This is a genomic window from Saccharicrinis aurantiacus (assembly GCF_001660705.2).
In the GTDB taxonomy this organism is placed as follows: Bacteria; Bacteroidota; Bacteroidia; order Bacteroidales; family Marinilabiliaceae; genus Saccharicrinis; species Saccharicrinis aurantiacus.
The window spans coordinates 198,755-223,015 of the sequence record NZ_LYBV02000035.1; the positions used below are offsets into that span (position 1 = coordinate 198,755).

14 protein-coding genes are annotated in these 24,261 nt (G+C 36.2%); 11 read left to right on the top strand and 3 right to left on the bottom strand.

Annotated elements, in window-relative coordinates; translation table 11 throughout:
* Positions 1-313: 313 nt before the first annotated feature.
* Both A8B35_RS18755 and A8B35_RS18760 read right to left on the bottom strand, forming a co-directional pair.
* Positions 314-2,647, bottom strand: coding sequence for a TonB-dependent receptor plug domain-containing protein (locus A8B35_RS18755; protein WP_075603730.1), 2,334 nt, complete (start codon positions 2,645-2,647; stop codon positions 314-316).
* A gap of 451 nt (positions 2,648-3,098) precedes the next feature.
* Positions 3,099-6,275, bottom strand: a complete 3,177-nt coding sequence (locus tag A8B35_RS18760) for a glycoside hydrolase family 2 (protein WP_075603731.1) — start codon at positions 6,273-6,275, stop codon at positions 3,099-3,101.
* Positions 6,276-6,604: 329 nt separating this feature from the next.
* On the opposite strand from A8B35_RS18760, the gene A8B35_RS18765 reads away from it, so the two are divergent.
* From A8B35_RS18765 to A8B35_RS18795, 7 genes are all read left to right on the top strand, one after another.
* A complete protein-coding gene (locus A8B35_RS18765; protein WP_075603732.1) occupies positions 6,605-7,777 on the top strand; it encodes a LamG domain-containing protein in 1,173 nt (390 codons plus the stop codon).
* Between the two features lie 2 nt (positions 7,778-7,779).
* Entirely contained in the window at positions 7,780-9,522 is a 1,743-nt protein-coding gene (locus A8B35_RS18770) for a sulfatase-like hydrolase/transferase (RefSeq protein ID WP_075603733.1), read from the top strand.
* A 179-nt stretch (positions 9,523-9,701) separates the two neighbouring features.
* On the top strand, positions 9,702-11,204 hold the full coding sequence (locus A8B35_RS18775; protein WP_075603734.1) for a sulfatase-like hydrolase/transferase: 1,503 nt from the start codon (positions 9,702-9,704) through the stop codon (positions 11,202-11,204).
* Positions 11,205-11,610: 406 nt separating this feature from the next.
* Positions 11,611-13,440: an arylsulfatase gene (locus A8B35_RS18780; RefSeq protein WP_075603735.1), complete on the top strand. Its 1,830-nt coding sequence runs from the start codon at positions 11,611-11,613 to the stop codon at positions 13,438-13,440.
* 385 nt (positions 13,441-13,825) lie between these two features.
* A complete protein-coding gene (locus tag A8B35_RS18785; protein ID WP_075603736.1) occupies positions 13,826-14,797 on the top strand; it encodes a DUF7151 family protein in 972 nt (323 codons plus the stop codon).
* 474 nt (positions 14,798-15,271) lie between these two features.
* Positions 15,272-15,619 carry a type II toxin-antitoxin system RelE/ParE family toxin gene (locus A8B35_RS18790; RefSeq protein ID WP_075603737.1) on the top strand — a complete coding sequence of 116 codons (348 nt, stop codon included), beginning with the start codon at positions 15,272-15,274 and terminating at the stop codon, positions 15,617-15,619.
* 7 nt (positions 15,620-15,626) lie between these two features.
* A complete protein-coding gene (locus tag A8B35_RS18795; protein ID WP_222844183.1) occupies positions 15,627-15,908 on the top strand; it encodes a helix-turn-helix domain-containing protein in 282 nt (93 codons plus the stop codon).
* A 637-nt stretch (positions 15,909-16,545) separates the two neighbouring features.
* On the opposite strand, the gene A8B35_RS18800 is transcribed toward A8B35_RS18795, so the two are convergent.
* Complete coding sequence (locus A8B35_RS18800) at positions 16,546-19,341, bottom strand: carbohydrate binding domain-containing protein (protein WP_075603739.1); 2,796 nt, start codon at positions 19,339-19,341, stop codon at positions 16,546-16,548.
* A gap of 538 nt (positions 19,342-19,879) precedes the next feature.
* Here A8B35_RS18800 and A8B35_RS18805 point away from each other — a divergent pair.
* The 4 genes from A8B35_RS18805 to A8B35_RS18820 all read left to right on the top strand — a co-directional run bounded on the left by A8B35_RS18805 (position 19,880) and on the right by A8B35_RS18820 (position 24,116).
* Positions 19,880-20,092 (top strand): 4Fe-4S dicluster domain-containing protein, encoded by a 213-nt coding sequence (locus A8B35_RS18805; RefSeq protein WP_075603740.1) that lies wholly within the window; start codon positions 19,880-19,882, stop codon positions 20,090-20,092.
* 2 nt (positions 20,093-20,094) lie between these two features.
* Complete coding sequence (locus A8B35_RS18810) at positions 20,095-20,730, top strand: ferric reductase-like transmembrane domain-containing protein (protein WP_171973237.1); 636 nt, start codon at positions 20,095-20,097, stop codon at positions 20,728-20,730.
* Between the two features lie 3 nt (positions 20,731-20,733).
* Complete coding sequence (locus A8B35_RS18815) at positions 20,734-22,461, top strand: FAD-dependent oxidoreductase (RefSeq protein ID WP_075603742.1); 1,728 nt, start codon at positions 20,734-20,736, stop codon at positions 22,459-22,461.
* Positions 22,462-22,976: 515 nt separating this feature from the next.
* Complete coding sequence (locus A8B35_RS18820; protein ID WP_075603743.1) at positions 22,977-24,116, top strand: hypothetical protein; 1,140 nt, start codon at positions 22,977-22,979, stop codon at positions 24,114-24,116.
* Positions 24,117-24,261 lie beyond the last annotated feature (145 nt).

The window sequence follows — 24,261 nt, forward strand, 5'->3', positions numbered from 1 at the left end:
CACGCTATTGCAATATAATATTTAAACTCTTAATTCTCTGTTACTAATGAATATGCTCTGTAGTATGTAAGAAAATACAAACGTTTGCACAAATATATAAAAGCGCAACATCTATCAGGCTATTGGAGTGATTTTTTTTTCAAAATAAATAAAGATTGAGACTGACATAACCAAAATTCTCAATCAGCAAACATTTACTTTTTTAGTTGATTAGTTAATGAAAACTTTAGTTGGCTGGTGTTTAGGATTATAGAATGAAAAAAGGCTGTCTCAAAATGAGACAGCCGCCATAAAAATATTTTAATTAAACTACCTAAAGTGTATAATTAATTCCAAATCCATATAATCTACCTATTTGTCTTGCATATCCTGTAACTAATTGGTTTGTAGATTCTACAAAGGGACTTGAACAAATGTCATTTCCATATAAATATAAATTTAACTTTTTATCATAAAGAAATTTATCAACTCTAAAGTTTAAAATAAACCTTTCATCTTGTTCACCAATCTTATTGGTACGAGAAACCACATCATATATTGGTTGGAATCTTTCATTATCAGTTTCATAAGCAGATTCAACACCGCTAAATCGGTTAAAGTAAGCAGTTGCATATAATCCGGTTAAATTAACTCTAAAGTTTTTAGGAAGGTCAATGTATGTTTTTGCTCTAAAAACATGTTCCGGTACAGTTGGGTACTCTTCAAAGTCTATTCTGTAGTCACTTAATTCTGAAATAGAGAAATCATCATTTTCTTGAAAATTTAGTTTGTCTTTAAAAAGTGAATGAGAGAACTCGAATAAGATTCCTTCTTTCGGTTGATATTTGACTATTGTCTCAGCACCCCAATTATTTCCTTTCATATAGTTTCCGTAATAATATGGGATTATTACTTCAGAAGGATTGGTAGGAGAGTTTATGTAGTCAAATCCATAGGGACTGTTTACTACGCCATTTTCAAGATATGTGAAATATAAATTAGATTCAAAATATAACTTTTCTGAAACTTGAGCTCTAAATCCAAATTCAATATTTTTGAAACTAGCAGGTTCGGTATTGGTTGAACCAATTGCTGAAATACCAAAGTATCCAGGGAACTGCTGTGCCAATTCTTGAAATTCAGACATCTGTGAAACTTGTGCAATGAGGGCCTGGCCTTCCTGACTTTTTAGAAAAGAATGTTCTAGACCTTGGTCAAGTAGGTAACCAAAAACTGCTCCTTCAGGAGATTTAGCCTTGAACATGCTTAATTCAATATTTGTTTGGTTATACCCAGGCGTTGTATAAGATAATGAATATCCTCCCCAAAATGTTAGTTTGTTATTTGGCATATATACCATTTTTGCCATTGGAGAGAAGTAGTAATCATTATTTATTAATGAAAAGTTTTCAAACTTGGCACCAATTATTAATGATAATTTATTGTTAAAGAATGACATCTTATCTTGAATAAAGAAAGCAGATAAACTCTCTGTATTTTGTTTATCTATATAATCTATTGAATGCTCGTAGAAGATATCTTTTATATCGTAATTAACACTTCTGTAGTTTATTCCAGTTGAAATGGTATTAAAACCTAGTGTGAAGTTATCTTGGATCTCTAAATCATAGATGCTATTGTTTGTTGTAAATCCTCCTGCAGATGGTTGATCCATTTTTTGACGATCTGTTGACAAGCGCACAAATAGGTTATGATTATCGGTAAAGGAATAATCTGCTTTAGCATTTGCTACAAGATGATTATTATTTCTCTGACTATACCTGATTTCTTCTTCAGTTTCAAACATAGGGTTATCAAGTGAGCCATGTATGTATGCGTTTTCAACAGGTACATATACATTATAATTGTTTGAGTTGTACCCGCTATAGTGCACAGATGTTCCAATGTTTAGTTTATCATTAACTCTATACTTAGCGTTAAAACCAGCAGAATATGTTGTTGTAGTATTATCATCTTCTGTAAATCGGCTCCCTTCAAATCCAGAATATTTCTGATCAAATCCATTAAAGTGCTTGTAGTTTCCGTAGTAGCTAACGGATACGTTATTGCTTAGGTATTTACCTCCTCCAATTGCGGCTTCGGCATACCCAGGGTTGGCTATTTTTCCTTGGGCGTATAAAGGAGACAATGAATTAATATCTTTAGTGGTTATGCTGATAACACCTGAGGCTGAATTTGCGCCATATACTGTACCTCCAGAACCTTTTATTATTTCGATTCTATCAATTTGCATTAGAGGTATTTCAAAATTATCGTATGCAAAACTTGAATACATAATATCCGTCATTGGCGTTCCATCTAATAGAACCAATACAGAGCCTTCGTATGCATTTCTCATATATGCATCAATATTTAAATATTCATTTTGCACGCCCCAATATCCTGGTACTTCCCTTAAAAGTTCAAATATATTTGTTGCTCCAGATCTTTCAATATCGCTTGACGATATTACGTAGATAGAGGATGCAAGTTCTTTTATATTTTCTACCTTCTTGGAGGCAACTGTTACCTCTAAATTCATTAGTTCCTCTAGGGATAAGTGGAATAGATCTTCTTGCAGGTCTTGAGCGGACACATTGTAAAAGCATAAATTGGTTAATAGGATAAATTTGAAAATTAATGTGTTAATGTTAGTATTAAATTTCATGTGTTTTTTTATGTTAATAGAATATTAATTTATTTAAATTCCTTAACGAATTTAGCGTGTGTCAGGTTGCTAATTTAACGTCCATTAACAATCTGTATGTCTTGGCAGTTAGTGACTTAGGAAGGGTACTAGCTGTTTTCTAAAATTGGTTTTGTTGGGTGTGAGTGTGCTCGTTATGAGTAATGAATACCCTTTTATAACGTAACCGTATGAGTATTTTTGCGTGAGTTTATAGAAGTGTACTAGCTTTTCCTTAGTGAATATATGTTCGGGCGTTATGATAAATATAACACTCATGTACCTTACGTTTATCTTTGAGAAGTTTCTGGTGATATTAAAAGAAATCAGTCTTAATTTTTATAGAAATAAGGCACAAAAAAAGACAGTCTGCATAAAGCAAACTGTCTTAAGTTTTTGACTAACAATAAATCTATTTGAAATAGAGTAGGTCTTATTTTATTGTGATGCTATACTCGTATTTACCAGATAATAATTGGTATGGAGTAATTGGTTCTGCTTTAGGCGACCATGTATCGCAACCACCTACACCTGTTTGTACCATATCAATATTAAGGGTGTAGAAATCTTCTACTTTAACTTCGTTAGTATGTCTGGCGTTGAATAATGATTCAGCCGTCCAAGGCCATACAGAAACACTTAAAGGCTTATCTCCACTAAAGTGGATACCTTTACCTTTGCTGTTATTTAGTTGCATCCATCTTACTTCAGTATGGTTACTACACTCTTGTGGTTGTGCATATTCAAACACAAAATCGTTAACCGAACCAGAGAATACATTAACTTCAGCAGCAGTATTTCTATCGCTATAGTTTTCCCAAGGGCCTTTACCATAGAAGCTCATTTTATTAAGCTGATTTGGTACAGTTGTAGTAAGTCCAACTCTAACTAATTTAGGTAATGATGTGTCGGCATCAAGTGCATAATCTACTTTCACTTCACCTTTACCATTAACCGTGTAGTTAATGTTTAATTTAACCTTACCATCAATAGCATGTGTTGTTTTAATAACTGTTACACCCGCTCTTGGCTCTTCAATATTAAAAGAAGTAAGTTTTAAGTTGCTAGCTGCGTCTTTCCAAAATGCTGAAACTTTTTGTGGTTTCCATCCTCTTTCATCATTATCAGTTAATGGTCTCCAAAAGTTAGGCTTTAAAGCACTATTAATAGTTTCAACATCACCTTTTGTAAGCGCAGTAATATAACCCGATTTAGAATCGATTGTTAGTTTAAAAGCTTTATTTGATAATGTAACTGTATTACCAGATTCAGCTTTAGTAATTGCTGAATACTTAGTGTTAGCATTTACTACAGCAGGTTTTCCGATAGGTAGTTTAAATTGCTCTTTAGCAATTTCGTATCCTTTAGGAGCCCAGAATTCATCTTTGGTGCTATGTGCGCTCACTCTTAACCAATACTCAGCACCTGCAACAATTTTTGGTTGCTTAAACGGAATTGTTACTTGAGCAAAATCTTCAGTACCAATATTTGGCTGAGCAATATTTCCTTTTAGTAAAAGCTTTCCATCCTGCCAAAGTTCCCATTTAAAGCTAACATCGTTTGAAGTACTAAACCATTGACGGTTATTGATTGTAATAATACCTTTTTTAAGATTAACAGCATTAAATGTATAAGGCTGATACACATATTTACACTCAATAATTTGAGGCTTAGCCGTTCTGTCTGATGCAATAATACCATTTAAACAGAAGTTACCTGCGTTTTGCTTGTCGCCAAAATCACCACCAACAGCATAGTACTCTTTACCATTTTCGTCTGTTTGCAGGATACCTTGATCAATCCAATCCCAAATAAATCCACCAAGAATATTGTCATAGCTATGAATCATATCCCAATATTCTTTCATGTTACCCAATGAGTTACCCATGGCGTGTGCATATTCACACATCATCACCGGGCGTTTAATATTTGGGTTATTAGCCATATCCTCTAATACCTCAAGCGATGGATACATTCTGCTTAAAACATCAACGTAAGCCGGATCTGTTGGATTTGCATAATGGATGGCCTCACTGGCTTTCCATTCTTTTGAAAATACCTTTAAGTATTGCTTGTGATTAGGATCGCCTTGCGCTCCCTCATAGTGCATAAAACGAGTAGCATCATAATCTTTTATCCAAGCGGCCATGGCAGCGTGGTTTGGACCAGTACCAGACTCGTTACCTAAACTCCAGCTAATGATACTAGCGTGGTTTTTATCACGTTCTACCATTCTGATGGCTCTATCAACATAAGCTCCCGACCAGGTAGGTTGGTTACTCAATAAACCACGAACAGCATGTGTTTCAAGGTTGGCTTCATCCATTACATAAATTCCGTACTTATCGCAAAGGTCATATACATAAGGATCGTTAGGGTAGTGTGAAGTACGAATGGCATTTAAATTATACTGTTTCAATAATTTAATATCTTCTTCCATTGCTTCACGAGTCATTACTTTACCACCTACTTCGTCATGATCGTGGCGGTTTACACCGTATAGCTTTACTTTTTTACCATTAATAAGCATTACATTTCCATCGATGGTAACATCTCTAAATCCAACTTTTTGAGAGCGGATATCTACAGTTTCGCCTTTTTCATCTTCTAAAGAAAGAATCATAGTATATAAATATGGCTTCTCTGCAGACCATTTATGTGGGTTAGCAACATTTTGCTCCATCAAGCCAAAATATACGTTATCGCGTTGTGGGTAGTATTCGTTAACTACTTTGTTTGCGCTTAGTTTTATCGGAGAAATAACTTCATTGCCATCAGCATCAAATAATTGAGCTACAACATTCATTTTATTACACGCTTTACCCGAAATGTTTGTAATACGAGGGCGTACTTGAAATAATGCATCTTTGTATTGCTCATCAAACTTAGTGCGAACAAAAAAGTCGTTAAGTGATACTTTTGGTTGCGCTAAAATCATTACCTCACGGTGAATACCGCTTAAACGCCAATGATCCTGATCTTCTAAAAATGCACCTGTCGTCCATCTGTAAGCTTCAACAGAAACTGTATTCTCACCTTCATTTAAGTATTCAGTGATGTCGAATTCAGCAGGTAAGCAACTATCTTCGCTATAACCTACTTTGACACCATTAACCCATACATAGAATGCAGAGGTAACACCACCGAAATGCAAAATCACTTGTTTATTTTCCCAAGAAGATTTCCAGTTAAAAGTTGTTCTGTATTGACCAACCTCATTTTCCCATGGATAGTGTGGTGGTTTTAATGATAAACCAAAATCCGAATTTACGTAAACAGGTTTTCCATAACCTTTCAGTTCCCAATTTGATGGTACTGCAATATTATCCCAAGTGCTTACATCAAAATCAGATTTATAAAAATCGGTAACTCTTTCATCTACCTTTTCAGAATAATTGAATTTCCAATCGCCGTTTAAAAACGTAATATCCGTTTTATTACGGTCTCCGTTTTTCGCATCTTCAATGTTTGAGAAAGAGTACGAGGTTGCTCTTCCATTCATTTTGTTAATGCCAAAAACAGCTTCGTTAAGCCATTCTTTCTTTTCGAATTGAGCATAGCTACTACTGATAAAAAGTAGGCATGCTAAAACAATAGTTAGTTTCTTCATTATCTATGTTTGTTTGAATTTTCAGAAAGTGAATATACTGCGATATTGCTAGTTAAAACAGTCTTTTTAAGCTAAAAATAGGGTGTTTATTGAAATTGTAAGATCCTACCAAGAGTTTCCTGAAATCTTCAGCAATTATAGTAGTGGTATATAAACTATAAAAAAGGGGTAAACTCAATATTAAGCAAATTGGCTCGATGTATCCCCAAAAGCTAAATGTATTCCTGAATAACTTACTTTTTATTTCACCCCCCATTTATCTACCTATAATCTCCTCACATACGCTTATGAGAATGATATCTTAGAGGTTCAAAATTAAGTACTATATCATGACAAGAATAACAAGTATCATTCTATTTTTTTGCATCAGTTTTGTAACAATTTCTGCTAAGCCTCCAAAACCACCTAAAGGTTACAGGTGGGTAATTAATGTGCAATTCTCCGATGAGTTTGATGGCAATGAATTAGATCAAAGCAAATGGATGAATGAATTTAATGGTGGATGGAAAGGCAGACAGCCTGCTTGGTTTAACCCTGAAGCCGTATCTGTATCTGATGGCAATTTGAAAATTAAGAGTGGGGCTTTAAGCAAAACGAAAAAGTTTGGCAAAGCAGAATATACTATGTACGGAGGTGCTGTTTCGTCAATTACAAAAGAGGCTCATTTCGGGTATTATGAGTGTAAAGCCAAGGCATCAAAAATTGCTATGTCAACCACGTTTTGGATGTCGAATGATAAAGTGCTGTTTACCGAGAATGACGATTGCGAAACAGATTCATACAGTCAAGAGCTCGATATTCAAGAAGCCGTTGGAGGAAGTACAACTTTTGAAAAATTCCGTAATGGGATGAATTCAAATACCCATTACAGATATGTAAAGTGTGGAGAGAAAAAAGAAACTTTTATTTCAAAGGGATCTGATGTAAAACTAAAAAGCAACGTATACGATGCCTATCATATTTATGCTGCTTGGTGGAAAGACGCCCACGAAGTAACCTTTTATGCAAATGATGAGGAGTCGGAAACGGTTCAGTTTAGAACTGACATTTCAAAGAAACCTTTTGATAGACCAATGCAAATAAACATGGTTACTGAAACCTACAACTGGCAGCCTGCACCAAGTGTAGCTGATTTAGAAAACCCAGAAATCAATACCGCTTATTACGATTGGGTTAGAAGTTATAGCCTAGTGCCAATTAATAAAAAAACAAAATGTAGCTACGCAGCCCAAGTTTTTGAAGCTAATGTTGAGGCTAAAACGCAATTGCAAGATGCTACTTTAAAATTAGATTATACCTACGAAGCTAATGAAGATTGTAAGCTGTATATCTCAGTGAAAAATGGAGATACTACACTTAAAAGCATAAAACTTAAAGCCTATAAAGGTTTGGGGAACGATGAACTAGAGTTAAAGCTAAAATCATCATCAGCAAAGCAAGTAGCAATTAAACTAGTATCGAATTCAGGTAAGGTATTAATAGAAAAAGACTTTAATATTTAACAATGCTGAGAGCTATAACAATTGTTTTGGTTTTATTGTTGGCACTACCTCTTAGTGCAGGCAATAAGAAGAAGCCCAATGTGGTATTCATATTAATTGACGATTTGAGTCATTTGGGCGTTAGTGCCTACGGGTGTAATAAAGTTGGCTCTCTATTGGGGCGTTTTGAAGATACTGAGACATCTACGCCCAATATAGATAAGTTGGCCAACGATGGCATGCTGTGTAATAATGCTTTTGCCTATCCGCTTTGCGAGCCCACACGTATTGCTTTAATGAGTGGTAAGTATAATCAACGGAACTTCTTACGCTGTAAGTCGCAGCATAAATCGGATGTTACTTTTGGCGATGTTTTTCAAAAGAATGGCTACAAAACGGGTATCTATGGCAAGTGGAAACAAACTCGCGGAACCAAAGAAATTCCTGCTAAGGACTATATATTTGAGTTTGGTTGGGACGACTTCTGTTGTTTTGATGTAATTACAGAAGGCAAACGATTCATTAATCCGAACTTAATTATCAATGGTGAGGTAAACGACTATCAAATGCGTACTGATTTAGATCCGGAAACGGGTAGACGATGGTACGGTCCAGATATCTGCAACCGCAAGGCATTACAGTTTATCGATGATAATAAAGAAGATCCCTTCTTTTTATATTACCCCATGTTATTGGTGCACGATGAGCATCAGCCTACGCCGGCAACCATGCCTCATAGTGTGTTTGATACCTATAACGAAGGACGTAACGCCAAAACTACCAAAAAAGGAGACGACCATAAGTACTTTCCGGATATGATTGCATATATGGATATACTGATTGGTAGGGTAGTGGATAAGCTTGATGAGCACGGTTTAAGGGAGAATACCTTAATTGTGGTTATGGGCGATAATGGCACCAAAGAATCGTTCAAGCATATTTTGCCCAACGATTCTATTTACCCGGGACGTAAAGGTGGCACTAGCGATAATGGTTTGCATGTGCCTTTGGTACTCAATTATCCGAAGCATATTAAAAAATCAGAGCGATACGATGGTATGATTGACATAACGGATATATACCCAACTATTGCTGAGGCGGCCGGTATTGCCATACCAAAAAGCGACGAGTTAGATGGCATCAGTTTTTGGCCACAGATGCTAGGAGAGAAGGAAGAGGCACGAGAAGTAATTTATACTTGGTACAATAATAATCAGCCTTATACCAGTGATGATGAGTTGCTAATTTATGCTTTTAATAAAGAGTTTAAACGTTATGCTCCATGCCCTGAGTATCCCGAAGGAAGGTTTTTTGATTTAAGGACTGATCCTTTAGAATTGGCAGGAGATAGGGTGTTTGAGCGCAGGTTTAAAATTAAATTGCACAGCGGACTTGATGTAAGTAAACTAAGCAAGGAGCAACAAGAGGCCTACGACTATTTAGGTAGTGTAATTGATTCGTATGCCGAGGTTGATGTAAAAACTTTAGAGTTGAATGGCATAAAAAAACCATTAAACGTTGGGGAAACCATTAGCCTTAATTGCGAGGTGTCGCCACATAATGCCACTCGTAAAAATATTATTTATGAGTCGAGCGATGAATCTGTGGCAAGCATCAATAAGTTTGGCGAATTAAGCGCTTTGAAGAAAGGTGTGTGTACTATATCTGTATATTCGTGGAGCGATGCTTTTCCGGTAGCAGCTAATGCAAAGGTTACATATAGCAAAACTGGCATTTCCAATAGTATTACTATTGAGGTGAAGTAAATAAACATACAATTTAACTGGTATACTATTTAGTATGCAGTAAAAATAAAACTATAATTAAATGAATCAATCATGATGAAGTTTTAAACATACAAGGCTCTGATAAAGAAGCTTTTTTTTAGGTTCTGTAAATAAGTCTTGTGTCTTGATACTTGTGTCTTGATACTAATTTTAAACACATGAAAAATTACTTGTCAATATGTGCTTTGGCTGTTTTAGCAGCATTCACATCGTGCCAACCAAAAACAGAAAAGGTGGTACTTCCTGAGAAACCAAATATTATATTTCTGTTTGCCGATGATCAGTGTCATAATACCATTAATGCACTAGGGAATAAAGAAGTAATAACACCTAATCTGGATAAAATGGTAGCCGAAGGGGTTACTTTTACCAATGCCTATAATATGGGTTCGTGGAGTGGTGCGGTTTGTTTGGCATCGCGTACCATGATGAATTCGGGTAAAAGTGTATGGCAAGCCAAAAACTATTTTAGTAAGAAAAGCGCGCCTGCTAAAACTTGGGGACAACGTATGCAAGAGCAAGGCTACGAAACCTATATGACGGGTAAATGGCACGTACATACCCCTTCAAAACAAAGCTTTAATCATGTGGTGCACGAGCGTCCGGGTATGCCCAGTGATTTTTGGGATCATGCCACTATGGTTCAAAACTTTAAAGATTTAAAAGCAGGTAAATACAAAAGTTACCTAGAGTTTATGCCACAAGGCTATAACCGTCCGCTTAGTGTGGATGATCACTCGTGGTCGCCAACAGATTCTACCATGGGTGGTTTCTGGAAAGGCGGACAGCATTGGTCTGAAGTATTACGCGACGATGCCATTCAGTTTATTGATGCAGCTTCAAAAAAGGACAATCCATTTTTTATGTACTTGGCATTTAACGCACCGCACGATCCACGTCAGGCACCACAAGAATACCAAGATATGTATAATGTGGATGATATATCAGTACCGGCTAGCTTTCAAGCTTTGTATCCCGACTGCGAGAAAATAGGAAACGGTCCTGCTTTGCGCGATGCTATGTTAGCACCATTCCCGCGTACCGAATTGGCAGCAAAAGTGCATACTAAAGAATACTATGCGAGTATCACGCATCTTGATGCTCAAATTGGTAAAATAATGGAAGCGCTTAAAAAGAGTGGTAAGGCCGATAATACCTATATTATTTATTCTGCCGATCATGGTTTAGCTGTTGGTAACCATGGTTTATTTGGCAAGCAAAATATGTACGATCATAGTATGCGTATGCCGTTTATAGTGCTAGGGCCTAAGTTGCCTAAAAACACTAAAGTAAATGCAGATATCTACCTACAGGATGCCATGGCAACAGCATTAGATTTGGCTGGCTTTAAAAACGATGGTTCAGTATTCTTTAATAGTGTTGTGCCTCTACTAACAGGCGAAACTAAAGAAAGCGTTTATCCTGCCATTTATGGATGTTATCTTGATTTACAAAGAATGATTCGTAAAGATGGATATAAACTAATTGTGTATCCCGAGGCGAACACCATCAAGTTATTCGATTTAAATAGCGATCCACTAGAAATCAATAATATTGCTGATGCAAAGCCTGAAATGGTTAAAACAATGTTTGCCGAATTAGTAGAACTGCAAAAAGAGTATCACGATCACCTTGATTTAACGCAGGTGTTTCAATTCTAGGGTAAGAAGGCAGAAGACAGAAGGCTGAAGGCAGAAGTGTGAGAAAATATAGTGTAGCTATGGTTTTTATTAAGCGCCTTGGAGAATGGCCTCTTTAAAAATGGCTTTTGTTTTATTTAAAGCTTTAGTAAGACCAAGAAGTTGAGAGTTTTGCTCGAAAATCACTTGGCCGCGCTTAAGCTTTAAATAAATAAGAAAGTTATTTGTAAAGCAGCCTTGATTTTCTTTTGCTTCTGTTTTCTTGCATCAAGGCAAGAAAATGAAGTCGGGCCTACCTGACGGCAGGCAGGTTTGGGATGAAATCCCAATACGTAATATTGTATATGACATAATAACTGTAACAAATAAATTAAGTGGATAGGCTCATTATACTCTATCCTTAAAAAAAGTAATAAAAATTACTCTTATGAATAAACTATCAATTCTATTCGCTTTTGTGGCACTAGTAGCGCTACAAGCCTGTAATAGTAAACCCAAAGAAGCTGAGAAACCAGCAAAACCAAACGTAATAGTTGTAATTACCGATGACCAAGGTTACGGCGATTTGGCCTGTAATGGCAACCCAATAATTCAAACACCACATATTGATAAATTCAATGGCGAGAGTGCCCGTTTTACCAACTTCCATGTGGGTACAACATGTGCACCAACTCGTGCCGGATTAATGACAGGGCGCAACGCCAACAGAGTAAATACATGGCACACCATTGGCGGCTGTTCTTTATTAAACGAAGAAGAGGTAACCATTGCCGATGTATTTCAGCAAAATGGTTACGAAACAGCCATGGTAGGTAAATGGCACTTGGGCGATAATTACCCATTCCGTCCGCAAGATCGCGGGTTTACGCAAGCCTTTTATCATGGTGGCGGTGGAGTAGGACAAACGCCTGATTACTGGTTGAACGATTACATTGACGATACCTATTTCAGAAACGGTGTGCCTGAGCAAACCAAAGGACATTGTACCGATGTTTGGTTTAATGAAGCACAACGTTTTGTTGAAGCCCACCAAAAAGATCCTTTCTTTTTATACCTATCGTTAAATGCGCCACACGGACCTTATAATGTGCCCGAAAAGTATTTTAATATGTACAAAGATCGTACAGACTTGGCGCCACATCAAAAGCGTTTTTATGGTATGATTACGCAAGTAGATGAGCAATTTGGTAAGCTCGATGCGAAACTGCAAGAATTGGGTATTGCTGATAATACCATTCTTATTTTTATGACTGACAACGGAAGTTCAGCCGCCTTAGCAGGAGGTAAAAAAGGGAAAAAGAATAAGGTAGCAGCAAAAACAACAGGCTATAATGCCGGATTACGTGGTATGAAAGGTAGCCAGTACGATGGCGGACACCGTGTGCCATTTATTATGCGTTGGCCTAAGGGTGGTATAAACAAAGGAACCGATATTAACGAACTAACCGCTCATGTTGATGTTCTGCCAACCTTATCAGAGCTTTGTGGATTAGAGCTACCCGCTACAAAACCATTAGATGGTATGTCGGTAGTGCCATTAATTACAGGCAAAAAATCAAATGCCGATTTTAACAAACGTATGTTGGTTACCGATACACAGCGTATTCAATGGCCAGTAAAAGGGCGTAACAGTTGTGTTATGACTAGCCAATGGCGTTTGGTTAATGGCGATGAGTTATATGATATTAATGCCGACCGCGGTCAAACCAATAATATTGCAGCCGATCATCCACAGATAGTTAAAGAAATGACTGCCTTTTACGATCAATGGTGGGCTAGTGCGGTTAAGGATATGCGTTACGCTAAAATTAAATTGGGTAGCGATGCTGAAAACCCAATGCAAATTACCTGTCACGATATGCATACCGATGCCGCTATTCCTTGGAACCAGAGCTATATACGTAAAGGTATTGAGCTAACAGATGGCTATTTATTATGCGATGTAACAAAAGCCGGTAAATACAAATTTACAGTGGCACGTTACCCTAAAGAAAGTGGTTTGGCAATTGATGCTACCGTTGAAGATATAAAAGGATCAAAATGGTTCGATTATATTCCGGCAGGTAAATCCTTAAGTTTAAGCAAGCCATCTATTACCATTAACAATAAAGAATACCCTTGTAAGTTTAATGCCGACAGAACAGAAGCTATTGTTGAGCTAGACTTACCTGCAGGCGAAATTAAATATTACGGAGAATTTACAAACGCTGAAAAACAACGCGTACGCGGATATTACTATACCGTAGAAAGATTATAATGCTCTTTTAGAGTGATAAAATAAAAGAATCCGAGCTGTCTGTATTGATGGCTCGGATTTTTTTATCCACAAAACCCCAAACAAATTCCATTACGGTATAGGGTACTTGTACGGGCCAAGCCATCTTATTTAGTTTGAATACAAATTAACTTAAGTAATTAAAGCATAATATAATTTTTGCTAGCTTCACAAGCCGAATAAACACCACTTATAAACTTATATTGACACCTTAGGTGAGTATACATAACATACGTTAGGATGATATACAGATATATGGTGAGTATATAAGTTATTTAGAAATAATTAAGAAATAAATTCGTGATCAATTGGAATTCTCTATTCCTATATATGAATAATTTAAATTAACTATATTTTAAACAATACAATGAAAAAAAATAATTTACTTTTTGCTATTGTACTTTTAATCTCTTGTGAAGGAGATCAAGGCGAGACAGGTCCTATGGGATCAATTAGTTTAATAAATATTGAAAATGAAATAGCAGGAAATAATTGCTCTTCAGGAGGATTCAAAATTGAAACAGGCGTTGATATCAACAACAATGGAGTTTTGGATGATAATGAGATTCAATCAACAGAATACATTTGTAATGGAAATAATGGTTCTGATGGAATGAAAAGCTTGGTTAACTTTACAGAAGAGTTAGCTGGCGATAATTGTTCTTCAGGTGGGTACAGAATTGATTTAGGTATTGATATCAACAATAATGGAGTTTTAGATGATAATGAGATTCAATCAACAGAATATATTTGCAATGGAAATAATGGTTCTGACGGAATGAGAAGTTTGATAAACTTTACAGAAGAGTTAGCTGGCGATATTTGTTCTTCAGGTGGGTACAGAATTGATTTAGGTATTGATATCAATAACAATGGTGTTTTGGATGATAACGAGATACAATCAACAGAATATATTTGTAATGGAAATAGTGGTTCTGATGGGAATGTAGATAGACAGACTAGAATATATTTTAATGGCAGTGTAGGTACAAGTTCAACGAATTGGGAAATTAGTCCACATGGATCTTTTCATCTATATGAATTTAATAAGTTAAATTATCCTGATGTTGATTCTATTACTTTTGTACCTTCTTTGTATACATCCGAGCCCAATGTGAAATGTGAAGTTCGCATTTTTAATGTTACTGACAATGAGGAGGTATTAGGAACAGAATTAGAATCAAATAGTACTGGTTATGATTTTATTGAATCTGGCGATATTTATAACCTACTACCCGATAAGAAAGTAACCTTAGCTATTCAAATAAGAAGTGCGAAAGAGGGAACATATGTATCAACAGGGGCGCATTCATATCTATTTATTTATAGAAGTAAATAAGAAACAATTTCTAACATTTTGTCATAAGTAATGGCAGGTGATGTGGTAAATATCAAGTTTTGTAGCCTGCTCAAACTGCATAGCGGTTGTTGAGAACTGGATTGTATGTTGGTGGAAAAAAGATTTTAAATTCTTGGAATGGTATTGAGATTGACAAAGCAGAGGTCTTGGAATATATGAAATGGTCTAGAAGTGAGGTCCCACCACCAGCCAATATTGATGAAAAAATTACGCACCCCAATAAATTGGAATAAACAATGATGGCGGTTTGATTTTGGAAGGCCTTATGGCGAAACCAGTTCCGCCAACGCTTTTCATTCTATTTGGACTAAAAACCTACAAATAAAATAACAAGCTTTGGCTCGGCAGGATTTTGAAAATGGATTTGTGTTTTATCTTCATGCAGTTCATCCAATTAGCCGTTGAAGCTTACTAGCAAGTTGTACTTTAGTGAAACTTTCATATCTTTGTTTTATGGAATCCAGAAAGAAATATAGAACAGCTATTTTTTATAAGGATTATTTTGAGGAGTTTTTCATAAAACAGAATGAAAAGATTCGAGCTAAAATAATTTGGACTCTAGAATTAATTGAAGAATTAGAAAGAGTACCCGAAAGTTATTTAAAGCACATTACTTCAACAGAAGGTTTGTATGAGATTCGGATAAAACTTGGCAATAATATTTTTAGAATATTTTGTTTTTTTGATCAAGGAAAATTAATAATTCTTGCCAATGGATTTCATAAAAAGACGCAAAAAACTCCTAAAAAGGAGATTGATAAGGCACTTAAAATTATGGAGGAATATAAAAATGAAAAATAAAATAGGAATGACTCTTAATGAGTTTAAGGATAAGCATTACGGAGCCAAAGGTACAACGAAGCGAGATGAACTGGATGATGGGTTTGAAAATTTTAAGCTTGGAACTTTAATCCATGAGGCTCGATTAGAAAAGGGAATGACACAAGCAGAGTTAGCAGAAAAAGTAGGTACCACAAAATCGTACATTTCAAAAATTGAAAATAATGTAAAAGAGGTTAGGTTGTCAACTTTACAAAAAATTGTACAAATTGGTCTGGGTGGACACCTTGATTTATCGATTAGATTATAATTGATATCAATCGCCTCCTAAACGTTTTTATATAATGTGCTGCACGACTAGTTTAGTATCGGCCTCAGCCAGTGAACCAAAAAACAGGATTGAAATGACGGTTAAAAATTGTTTTCTGTTTGAGCGCTTTGAGGCACGAAAAAGTGTGAGTTTAAAACAATTTCAGTCATGAAACCTAGTTTTTTGAGTGAAATGGGTGTAGTCGACGGTTTTTTTGTCTACTTTTTTGACTGTAGAAAAAAGTAGAAGCCTTCACGGCTTGAGTGAAAATTTAATTAGGACAACATTAAATTGATATAATATGAGTAAGGTTAGTGCGGTAAATCTCGTATTACTCATGCACGAGCCATCACCCCTCCATTTACACAATTCTATTGGTTATATCTTATTCTTATGCCGAAATAGCATTGGAAGACAAACCACAGTTGTTAGAATCATTGGGTAAGTTTGTAAAAAGCTAAAAGAAAGCCCAGTTTACAATAAAGCATTAATTAATAGCCTATCCGTAATACTTCGGGTAGGCTATTTTTGCATAAAAGCAATAGAGGGCATCCAAAACATGGATACCCTCTACAAATTAACATGATGTATTTTATATCATTATCAGAAACCTGGTTATCATCCTTATAACTATCAATTATAATTTTACAAAACGCGTTCCTACTCTAATCTCCTTATTCGATAATACTATAACATATATTCCTGCAGGTATTTCATCAACCATTATTGTTGATTTTAAACTTGCTGCTGGTAGGGTGCCATTATTAACAATAGCTCCTGAAGCATTGTATATGGTATAGTTCATATCACTCATACTCATCTCAGAAGCCTCTATAAATATTTGTGCTCCATTTACCGGGTTAGGGTATAATCTCATGCCAGCGGCATATAAATCATCCACACTTGCATTTATGGCACACCCCTTCTCATCTACTTCTACACCAGCTTCGGTATTTGGGCATTCATCCACATCATCCATAACACCATCGCTATCCGTTTCGGATGGATCAGGATTTGAAGAACAATAATCGCCCGGTAAGCCGTAACAACCAAGTCCTGCAGGCCCTAGTTCAGGGTCCCAATTAATACCAGTGGTCCATTCTGTTGCTCCATATTCGTATGCACCAGCATCAGGACTAGCTCCCACAAAACCATCGGTAAAACCATCTATTTCTCTTCCAAAATCTATGGGTTGCGTATTGGCTTTTAAAGTAAAGTCGCCAGCCTCTATATCTGTAAACGGATTTCCGCTTGAAATGGTCAGGTTATTTTGCTTATCCGATTGCTCTTCCCAATCCGATTTATCAGATAAATTATTCCACACATTCACATTGTAAAATTGCGTTCCATCTTTATGCCATGCACCCATGGTTGCTGAACCATTCCAAAGGGTGTTGTTATAGATATTTAAATCTTTTCCATCCCAATTAATTTGGATGTTTGTCCATTCGGTATTACTTACCACATTGTGGTGTACATCAAAAGCTTCAGCATCATTATCTAAATAAATACCAGCCGCTTTACCATGAGCTCCTGGCGCACCATAATTGTCGTGAAAATAGTTATGGTGGATCTCAACATATTGAGGGCCTCCGGTTGTATAATATAAAGCACAGTCATCTACAATACCGTTACCGTACGAGATATCATTATAAGCATATTCAGCATTGGTGTGGTTTGCATTAATAATATCACGTCCGGCGTGGTGTAAAGTATTGTTTTTAACAATGGTATTCGAACCACCTCGTAAACTAAGCACAGCATCGTAACATCCTAAAGTATTGAAGTGATGAACGTGGTTGTTTAGTATTTTATGCCCATTGCCCTCTGCTTTAATTCCATTACCCGCACCATAAGCAATTTCACATTGTTCAATGGTGTTGCTAGAACCAGTAATCATGATGCTTTGGCTGCCAGAGTTAAATCCTTGATCAACCACCCCTCTGGTATGATTTCCAAACGTACTGGTTACTTGGTATATCAAATTGTTCGATGCCGATCCAGTAATATCAATTCTACCGCCAGTAACAGCTAGGTTTTTAATTTCAATATAACTTTTATTGTATAGGTTAATGGTTAGTTCACGTTTTCTCATGCTTATTTGACCATCTAACGGAACCGTTCCTCCATCTACTTGCAAATAAAGCGTCTTTGTACTTTCGTTAAAATACCATTCGTTATCAATATCAATAGCCTCTTTAATACCTTCTAAAAAGAAATAACCTAAGCTAGCAGGATCATGCCAAGTACGAATCCAGTCTGGGCTTTTATTTAGTTCAAAATTAACTTGTGTTGAGGTGCTTGCCTTAATCCATGATTTCCAAGCTATCCAGCCGCCGCCACCTTTGTTACCGTAAAACCAGATAGAGCCACCATCTTCCCAATTATAAGAAGGGATGCCTTCATTATAAGTAAGGTAAGCATCGAATATTTCATCAGATCCGCTACCTCCGCTATTTCTAATTCCATTAGGGGTAGATATGTCGCCATCGATATCGTTAGGCCATCGGGCCAATGTCATTATTTGGTCATCATTGAAAACCATATTCTTTTGTCCCAAACTCCAATCTACTGTTGTTTTGTAGATGTTACCTTCGTCTAAACTCCAATCGCTAAGCGCTTGCATGGCCGAAATAATTACCTTTTCGCCTGCCGCACCCTGATACACAATTGGGTTTGTACTAGTACCTGAGTTTTGAGGCGTTAATGTTTCCTCGTAAGTTCCCTCACCAATAGTTACTACATCGCCGGCTTTTGCCAAAGAAGCAGCCTTAGTTATGGTTAAAAAAGGACTGTCTTCAGCTCCTGTATTGTTGTCATCACCCGTTTTGCTCACAAAGTAATTCTGTGGTGTTTCTGGTACCACCGCATCGTTGGTAGTTAACGAAAAATGATCGAAGTAGATAGTAGTCGCATTTCTAGCTAGGCTAAACGATAGGGCCAATTTGCTAAAATCAGGCTCTCCAGCTAAAGCTGATGGAGTAAAAACATACTCAAACCTGTGCCATGCTCCATCACCTTGGAATGTAATTGCCGGTTGGCTAAACGCAGTTCCCCATGCAGCACCATCCATGTTTGTATGCGAATAGATTGATAAATCAATGGATTCTTCGCTATCCGAATTACTTAATGCATAAAATACCAAGGTGTATTCTGAACTAGTTGATAGGTTTAGGTTTTGTTGGCGAAAAAATACTTTACCAGCATCTACGTCTGCAGTTGGTATAGTTGCTTTGGCAGCTTTGCTACCATCTTGGGCATAATCTGCAGAACTTTCGGCAATTACAGTTGGTCCGCCCCACGAACCAATCACCCAATCGCTTAGGTCAGTTTCAAAACTGGGATTATTTATTAAGTTTTGCCCCTTTGCTTGTACCAAAAAGCAGAGTAACAATATACTTAATATCGAAAATCGAGTAAAAATAGCATTCATAAATTTTATTTTAGTTTTTAGATATGTGTTCTAATAGAGGGATGAAACTTAATGAGCTATTTGATATATTCTTTTCAGTATCCCCACTCTTTATGGTATTACTTGTAACACGCTAAAAATAGGGCATACTATACATCTTTAGGTAGTAGATTTTGCAAACAATAGCGGGGGGATAATAATTGCATTAGCTGATAATAAAGTCGAAATGGAAGCTTTTTTTATGTAAAAAAAGACCAATTTTTTACGATGAATCCTTTGTGTATACTACCGTACACAGCACATTAGAATGTTGAATGATACCAATTATTTGATGGGGTTTTTGGTATTATTACCTGTATTGAATTTAAAATAGCGGTAAGCCCAAATAGGGTATAAATCATCAGTGCCAGTTTTAGTATCGAATTTTTTTTGCAAGCTTATAAACTGAAATGTCGTCTATTTTCTTCTTTTAATAGATAAAATCCGCTTATCTGTATATTAAATAGCGCATCATTCTCAGGGTTTTGTAAATTTGGGTAAATGATATAAAAATTTTGATATGGCGATTAATAACATAAGTGGATGCATTGGTTGTGGCGTATGTGTTAAAACATGCCCTACAGATGTAATTCGATTAAATAGTAAGGGAAAAGCTGAAATTAAGTATCCAGAGGATTGTCAAATATGCCATTTGTGCAGAATGTACTGCCCTGTTGATGCTATTACAATAACACCAGAAAAGTCAATACCAGTAATCGTATCATGGGGGTAATTATGGAAAAAAGAGTAAAACAATTTATTTGGATATTCGCAATAGGTATTTTTATTGTTGTCCCTGGCTTCACTTATTCATTAGGAGATTTCCCAAGAAGAAGCTTTTTAAAAGAGACGATATCATTACTAACACTGTTATCATTTTTTGTAATGATACTAATGTTTTATCTATCAAGAATTAACCGAAGTACATTAAAGCCATTTAAAATGGCAAAGGTGCTTAAATGGCACAAAGCACTGGGATATATCTTTGTAGGGATACTAATATTTCATCCTTTTTTCGTTATCGTTCCACGTTATTTTGAAGCAGGAATATCACCTGGAGATGCGTTTTCAGAGATACTCTCTAACTTAGATAAACAAGGCTTGCTCTTTGGTTTAATCGCATGGAGCACGATGATATTACTTGGTGTTACTTCTTTTTTTAGAGATAAATTACCAATGACCTACAAAACCTGGCGAATAGTACATGGTATTCTTTCACTTGTATTTCTATTTCTAGCATCCCTTCATGTTATTCAAACGGGCCGACATATGAGTGCAGCATTTATTAGTTTAATTCTTTTGCTCTCGGGTATTGGTATTGCCATGCTAATAAGAAGATACATATTGGATTCAACTTCAGAAAAGTCATAAATCATGGGGAATAATATTAATAGAAGAGAGTTTATTAGTTTATCAGGAGGCTTTGCAGGAATGGCAGCCTTAGCTTCAATGGGTATTTCTGGTTGGGGTGATAATGAGGCAGAATTAACTGTTGACGAAATTGAAAGTAAACAACACTCCTGTGATGTACTTGTAATAGGCGGTGGTATGGCTGGGTTATTTGCAGCCATCAAGGCCCATGATGCAGGAGCTAAAGTGCTGTTTGTTTCAAAAGGGCGATTAGGTTCTTCAGGGCAAACTCCCTTTGCCAAAGGAATTTTTGAGTACGATCCTAAAAATGCCAAATTAACAATAGATGAGTTTGTTGAGAAAGTGAGCTTATCGGCCATTGGTACAAATAATCGGGTATATACGCGCCAATTAGCAGAACATTCAAAAGCTCGTGTAGACGAACTACGTGAATGGGGCTTTTTTGAATCACCTTTATATAATAAGTCTTTTTCAAAACCTATTAATGAGCGGCAAATACCTCTAATGGAGCGTATCACCATTACCAATTTGATAAAAGAAAACGGAAAAATAGCTGGTGCAGCCGGATTTAGCATAGATGAAAAAGAAGTGCATTTTTTTAATGCAAAAAGTGTCATACTTTGTACAGGAGCCGGAGGTTTTAAACCCAATGGTTTCCCTATCTGTGATTTAACGCACGATGGAACAATTATGGCATATAATATTGGAGCCAAAGTAACCGGAAAAGAGTGGAACGATGGTCACCCAGCAAAAGAAAAGAATGCTGCTGCTAGTTTTGATGGATGGGGCGATATGTTTTTGCAGAAACCCAGTACAACGGATATTAATATTCGACACGATTTAGGGGTGGATATGAATTACCAAGCCTATGTAGGTGGAGGTGGCTCCATGCGCATGGGACCTCAGGGCCCGAATGGAGGCGCATCTGTAAAAGGTGGACCACAGAGACCTGCAGGCCTAGATAACCAAATGCCAGGCGGGCAAGGTTCAAAACCCGAAGGCGGTAAACGTCCACCCAAAGGTAAGGAAGGAGGAGCCCCTCCTGGAATGAGCGGGGGAGTAGTTGGTGGATCGTCGGCCGGTATGTCTATACACAAATCGGAAGGTTTAGTACCTATTAATGATAAATGTGAGTCAAATATCCCAGGTTTATATGCTGCAGGCGATGCCTTAGGATCTCATATGGCTGGTGGAATTTATACTCAAATAGGTTCATCTTTAGCTGGCTCGGCTGTTCAGGGTGCCGTGGCAGGAGAAGCAGCGGCTGAATATTCAGGTAAAACAGAAATTCAAAAACTAAGCAAGAGTAAAATAAATACGATCCAATCAGAAATTTTTGCTCCATTAAAAAGAGAATCAGGATATAGTCCTGCATGGGTAACCCAAACACTTCAAGGTATTATGATACCAAACTTTGTGCTTTATGTAAAAAAGGAAAGTATAATGCGTGCTGCTTTAGCTTATGTTGTAGAGTTACGAGAATCGCACTTACCATATTTAAGAGCAAAAGACTTGCACGAACTAAGATTAGTGCACGAAACCCGCAATATGATAATAACTGCTGAAATGAAACTTAAAGCCTCACTAATGAGGAAAGAAAGCCGATGTAGTCACTATCGAATGGATTATCCTGAAATTGATCATGAAAATTGGGATGCCTGGATTAATATTTTTAAAGGAGATAATGGGGAAATGCTTTTTGAGAAACAAGCATTTGATTCATGGAGTTAATGAGAATTACATAGTAATTGCTTAGGATCCTTATCCGAGTCGTCAGTATTGATGGCTCGGATTTTTTTTACCCCACAAAAACTCAAACAAATTCTATTAGCGAACAGCTTACTTGTAAGGGCTAAGCCATCTTATTTAGTTTGGATACAAATTAACTTAAGTAAATAAAACATAATTGAATTTTTGCTAGTTTCACAAGCCGAACAAACACTGGTTAAGAATATATTATCACTTTTGGTGAGGATATAAGTAAATTATCGGATACAAAAATAGCACTGCAGATTGAAAGTATATTAAATGAAGCAATAGCGTCCTAAAGGATTTTTAAGTTTAAGGCTAAGCTGCTAATGAATAATTTGTTATTGTAAGGTGTTTTTTCGTAGGCTTGTATTTAAGCAGCCTTGATCTTTTTTGCCCTGCCTTTGCCGGCAGGCAGGCTTGGGCAAAGAGCTCAATAGATAATATTATTTAGGACAACATTGTAAATGAAGCAATTATTAAAGCAAACCGTATAAATGAGAAACCTATTTATAATAGCATTTGTGGTATTTGTATCAAAAGCAAATGCACAATTATCAGACCCATTTGATATGATTCGTAATCCTATTAATTACGATTCTATAGTACATTTCATTAACGATAGTTCATCCTATAACAGCCCTCGATTAGAAGATGCATACCTTCAGAGCTTAGGTACATTGTATTCATTCATCGGTAATTATAATAAGGCTGAGGAGTTATTTATAATTAGGGATACCAAAAAGGGATATATACCAGAGCATAAAGAAGAACTACAATTGAAAGGTTTTGGTGTAAATCAGGATACTTTAGTAAAGCTTTACAAACAATATAACGTAGTAATGTTTAATGAAGCGCATCATATGCCACAGCATCGTGCTTTTTTATACTCACAGCTTGAGGTGTTGAAGGAATTGGGCTTTACACAATTAGCTTTAGAGGCATTAAATGATGAAGACACCGAAATTAGTACGCGAGCATATCCGGTAAACAATAATCCAGAACTTATTACAGGCGTTTATATAAGTGAACCGGTTTACGGCAATTTGCTTAGGCATGCCATCGAGTTAGGATTTACACTTATCCCTTATGAAACTTTTAAGTTAAGACGAGAGAAGGGGCAGGCAAAAAACATATTTAGCCAGTATAACAAAGAGCAGGGTAAATTATTAATTTTAGCTGGTTATGGTCACATTGAAGAGAAGTTTCCTATGATGGCGTATCATCTAAAAAAAATGTTGAACGAGGAACTTTTAAGTATTTGTCAGCATACAAAGTTCGATATTGAACCCGTATTTCCGAACTCCGATAATAAGGATTTCTATTTGCAAAAAGATCCCAATGAATGCTATGATTATTGTTTGTACCATAAGCCTCTTTTGAGTGACTCTAACATTCCTTATTGGTATACTTGGATGAATTTTAAGCATGTCGATTTTGCTAATTTATATGATGAGGCAATAAACGGTTCATTTATAGTTCAATTGTTTAACCCAAATGAAGTATATGGTATTCCTATATACCAATACTTTAGCGAAGAATCTACAGAAATAAAGATTGCCTATCCTAAAAGTGATACTTATAAGCTAAAGATACTTAGTAAAGAAAAAACAGTGGAGAAGTTAGTTAATCTATAAATAAGCAAAATGTAAAGTATCAAATTATAAAAACTAAAAATCCATAATATAGTTATCGCGGTGGCAAGTATTGTAAAATGCTTCCTATTCTGCAATTTCTATTTAAAGGGTAAACAAGAAAAGCAAAAATAGAGATAGTCAACTA

Bases quoted from the DNA above. Each gene is read 5' to 3' on its own strand.
- A8B35_RS18755 (WP_075603730.1), bottom strand. From the start codon at position 2,647: ATGAAATTTAATACTAACATTAACACATTAATTTTCAAATTTATCCTA.
- A8B35_RS18760 (WP_075603731.1), bottom strand. From the start codon at position 6,275: ATGAAGAAACTAACTATTGTTTTAGCATGCCTACTTTTTATCAGTAGT.
- A8B35_RS18765 (WP_075603732.1), top strand. From the start codon at position 6,605: ATGACAAGAATAACAAGTATCATTCTATTTTTTTGCATCAGTTTTGTA.
- A8B35_RS18770 (WP_075603733.1), top strand. From the start codon at position 7,780: ATGCTGAGAGCTATAACAATTGTTTTGGTTTTATTGTTGGCACTACCT.
- A8B35_RS18775 (WP_075603734.1), top strand. From the start codon at position 9,702: ATGAAAAATTACTTGTCAATATGTGCTTTGGCTGTTTTAGCAGCATTC.
- A8B35_RS18780 (WP_075603735.1), top strand. From the start codon at position 11,611: ATGAATAAACTATCAATTCTATTCGCTTTTGTGGCACTAGTAGCGCTA.
- A8B35_RS18785 (WP_075603736.1), top strand. From the start codon at position 13,826: ATGAAAAAAAATAATTTACTTTTTGCTATTGTACTTTTAATCTCTTGT.
- A8B35_RS18790 (WP_075603737.1), top strand. From the start codon at position 15,272: ATGGAATCCAGAAAGAAATATAGAACAGCTATTTTTTATAAGGATTAT.
- A8B35_RS18795 (WP_222844183.1), top strand. From the start codon at position 15,627: ATGACTCTTAATGAGTTTAAGGATAAGCATTACGGAGCCAAAGGTACA.
- A8B35_RS18800 (WP_075603739.1), bottom strand. From the start codon at position 19,341: ATGAATGCTATTTTTACTCGATTTTCGATATTAAGTATATTGTTACTC.
- A8B35_RS18805 (WP_075603740.1), top strand. From the start codon at position 19,880: ATGGCGATTAATAACATAAGTGGATGCATTGGTTGTGGCGTATGTGTT.
- A8B35_RS18810 (WP_171973237.1), top strand. From the start codon at position 20,095: ATGGAAAAAAGAGTAAAACAATTTATTTGGATATTCGCAATAGGTATT.
- A8B35_RS18815 (WP_075603742.1), top strand. From the start codon at position 20,734: ATGGGGAATAATATTAATAGAAGAGAGTTTATTAGTTTATCAGGAGGC.
- A8B35_RS18820 (WP_075603743.1), top strand. From the start codon at position 22,977: ATGAGAAACCTATTTATAATAGCATTTGTGGTATTTGTATCAAAAGCA.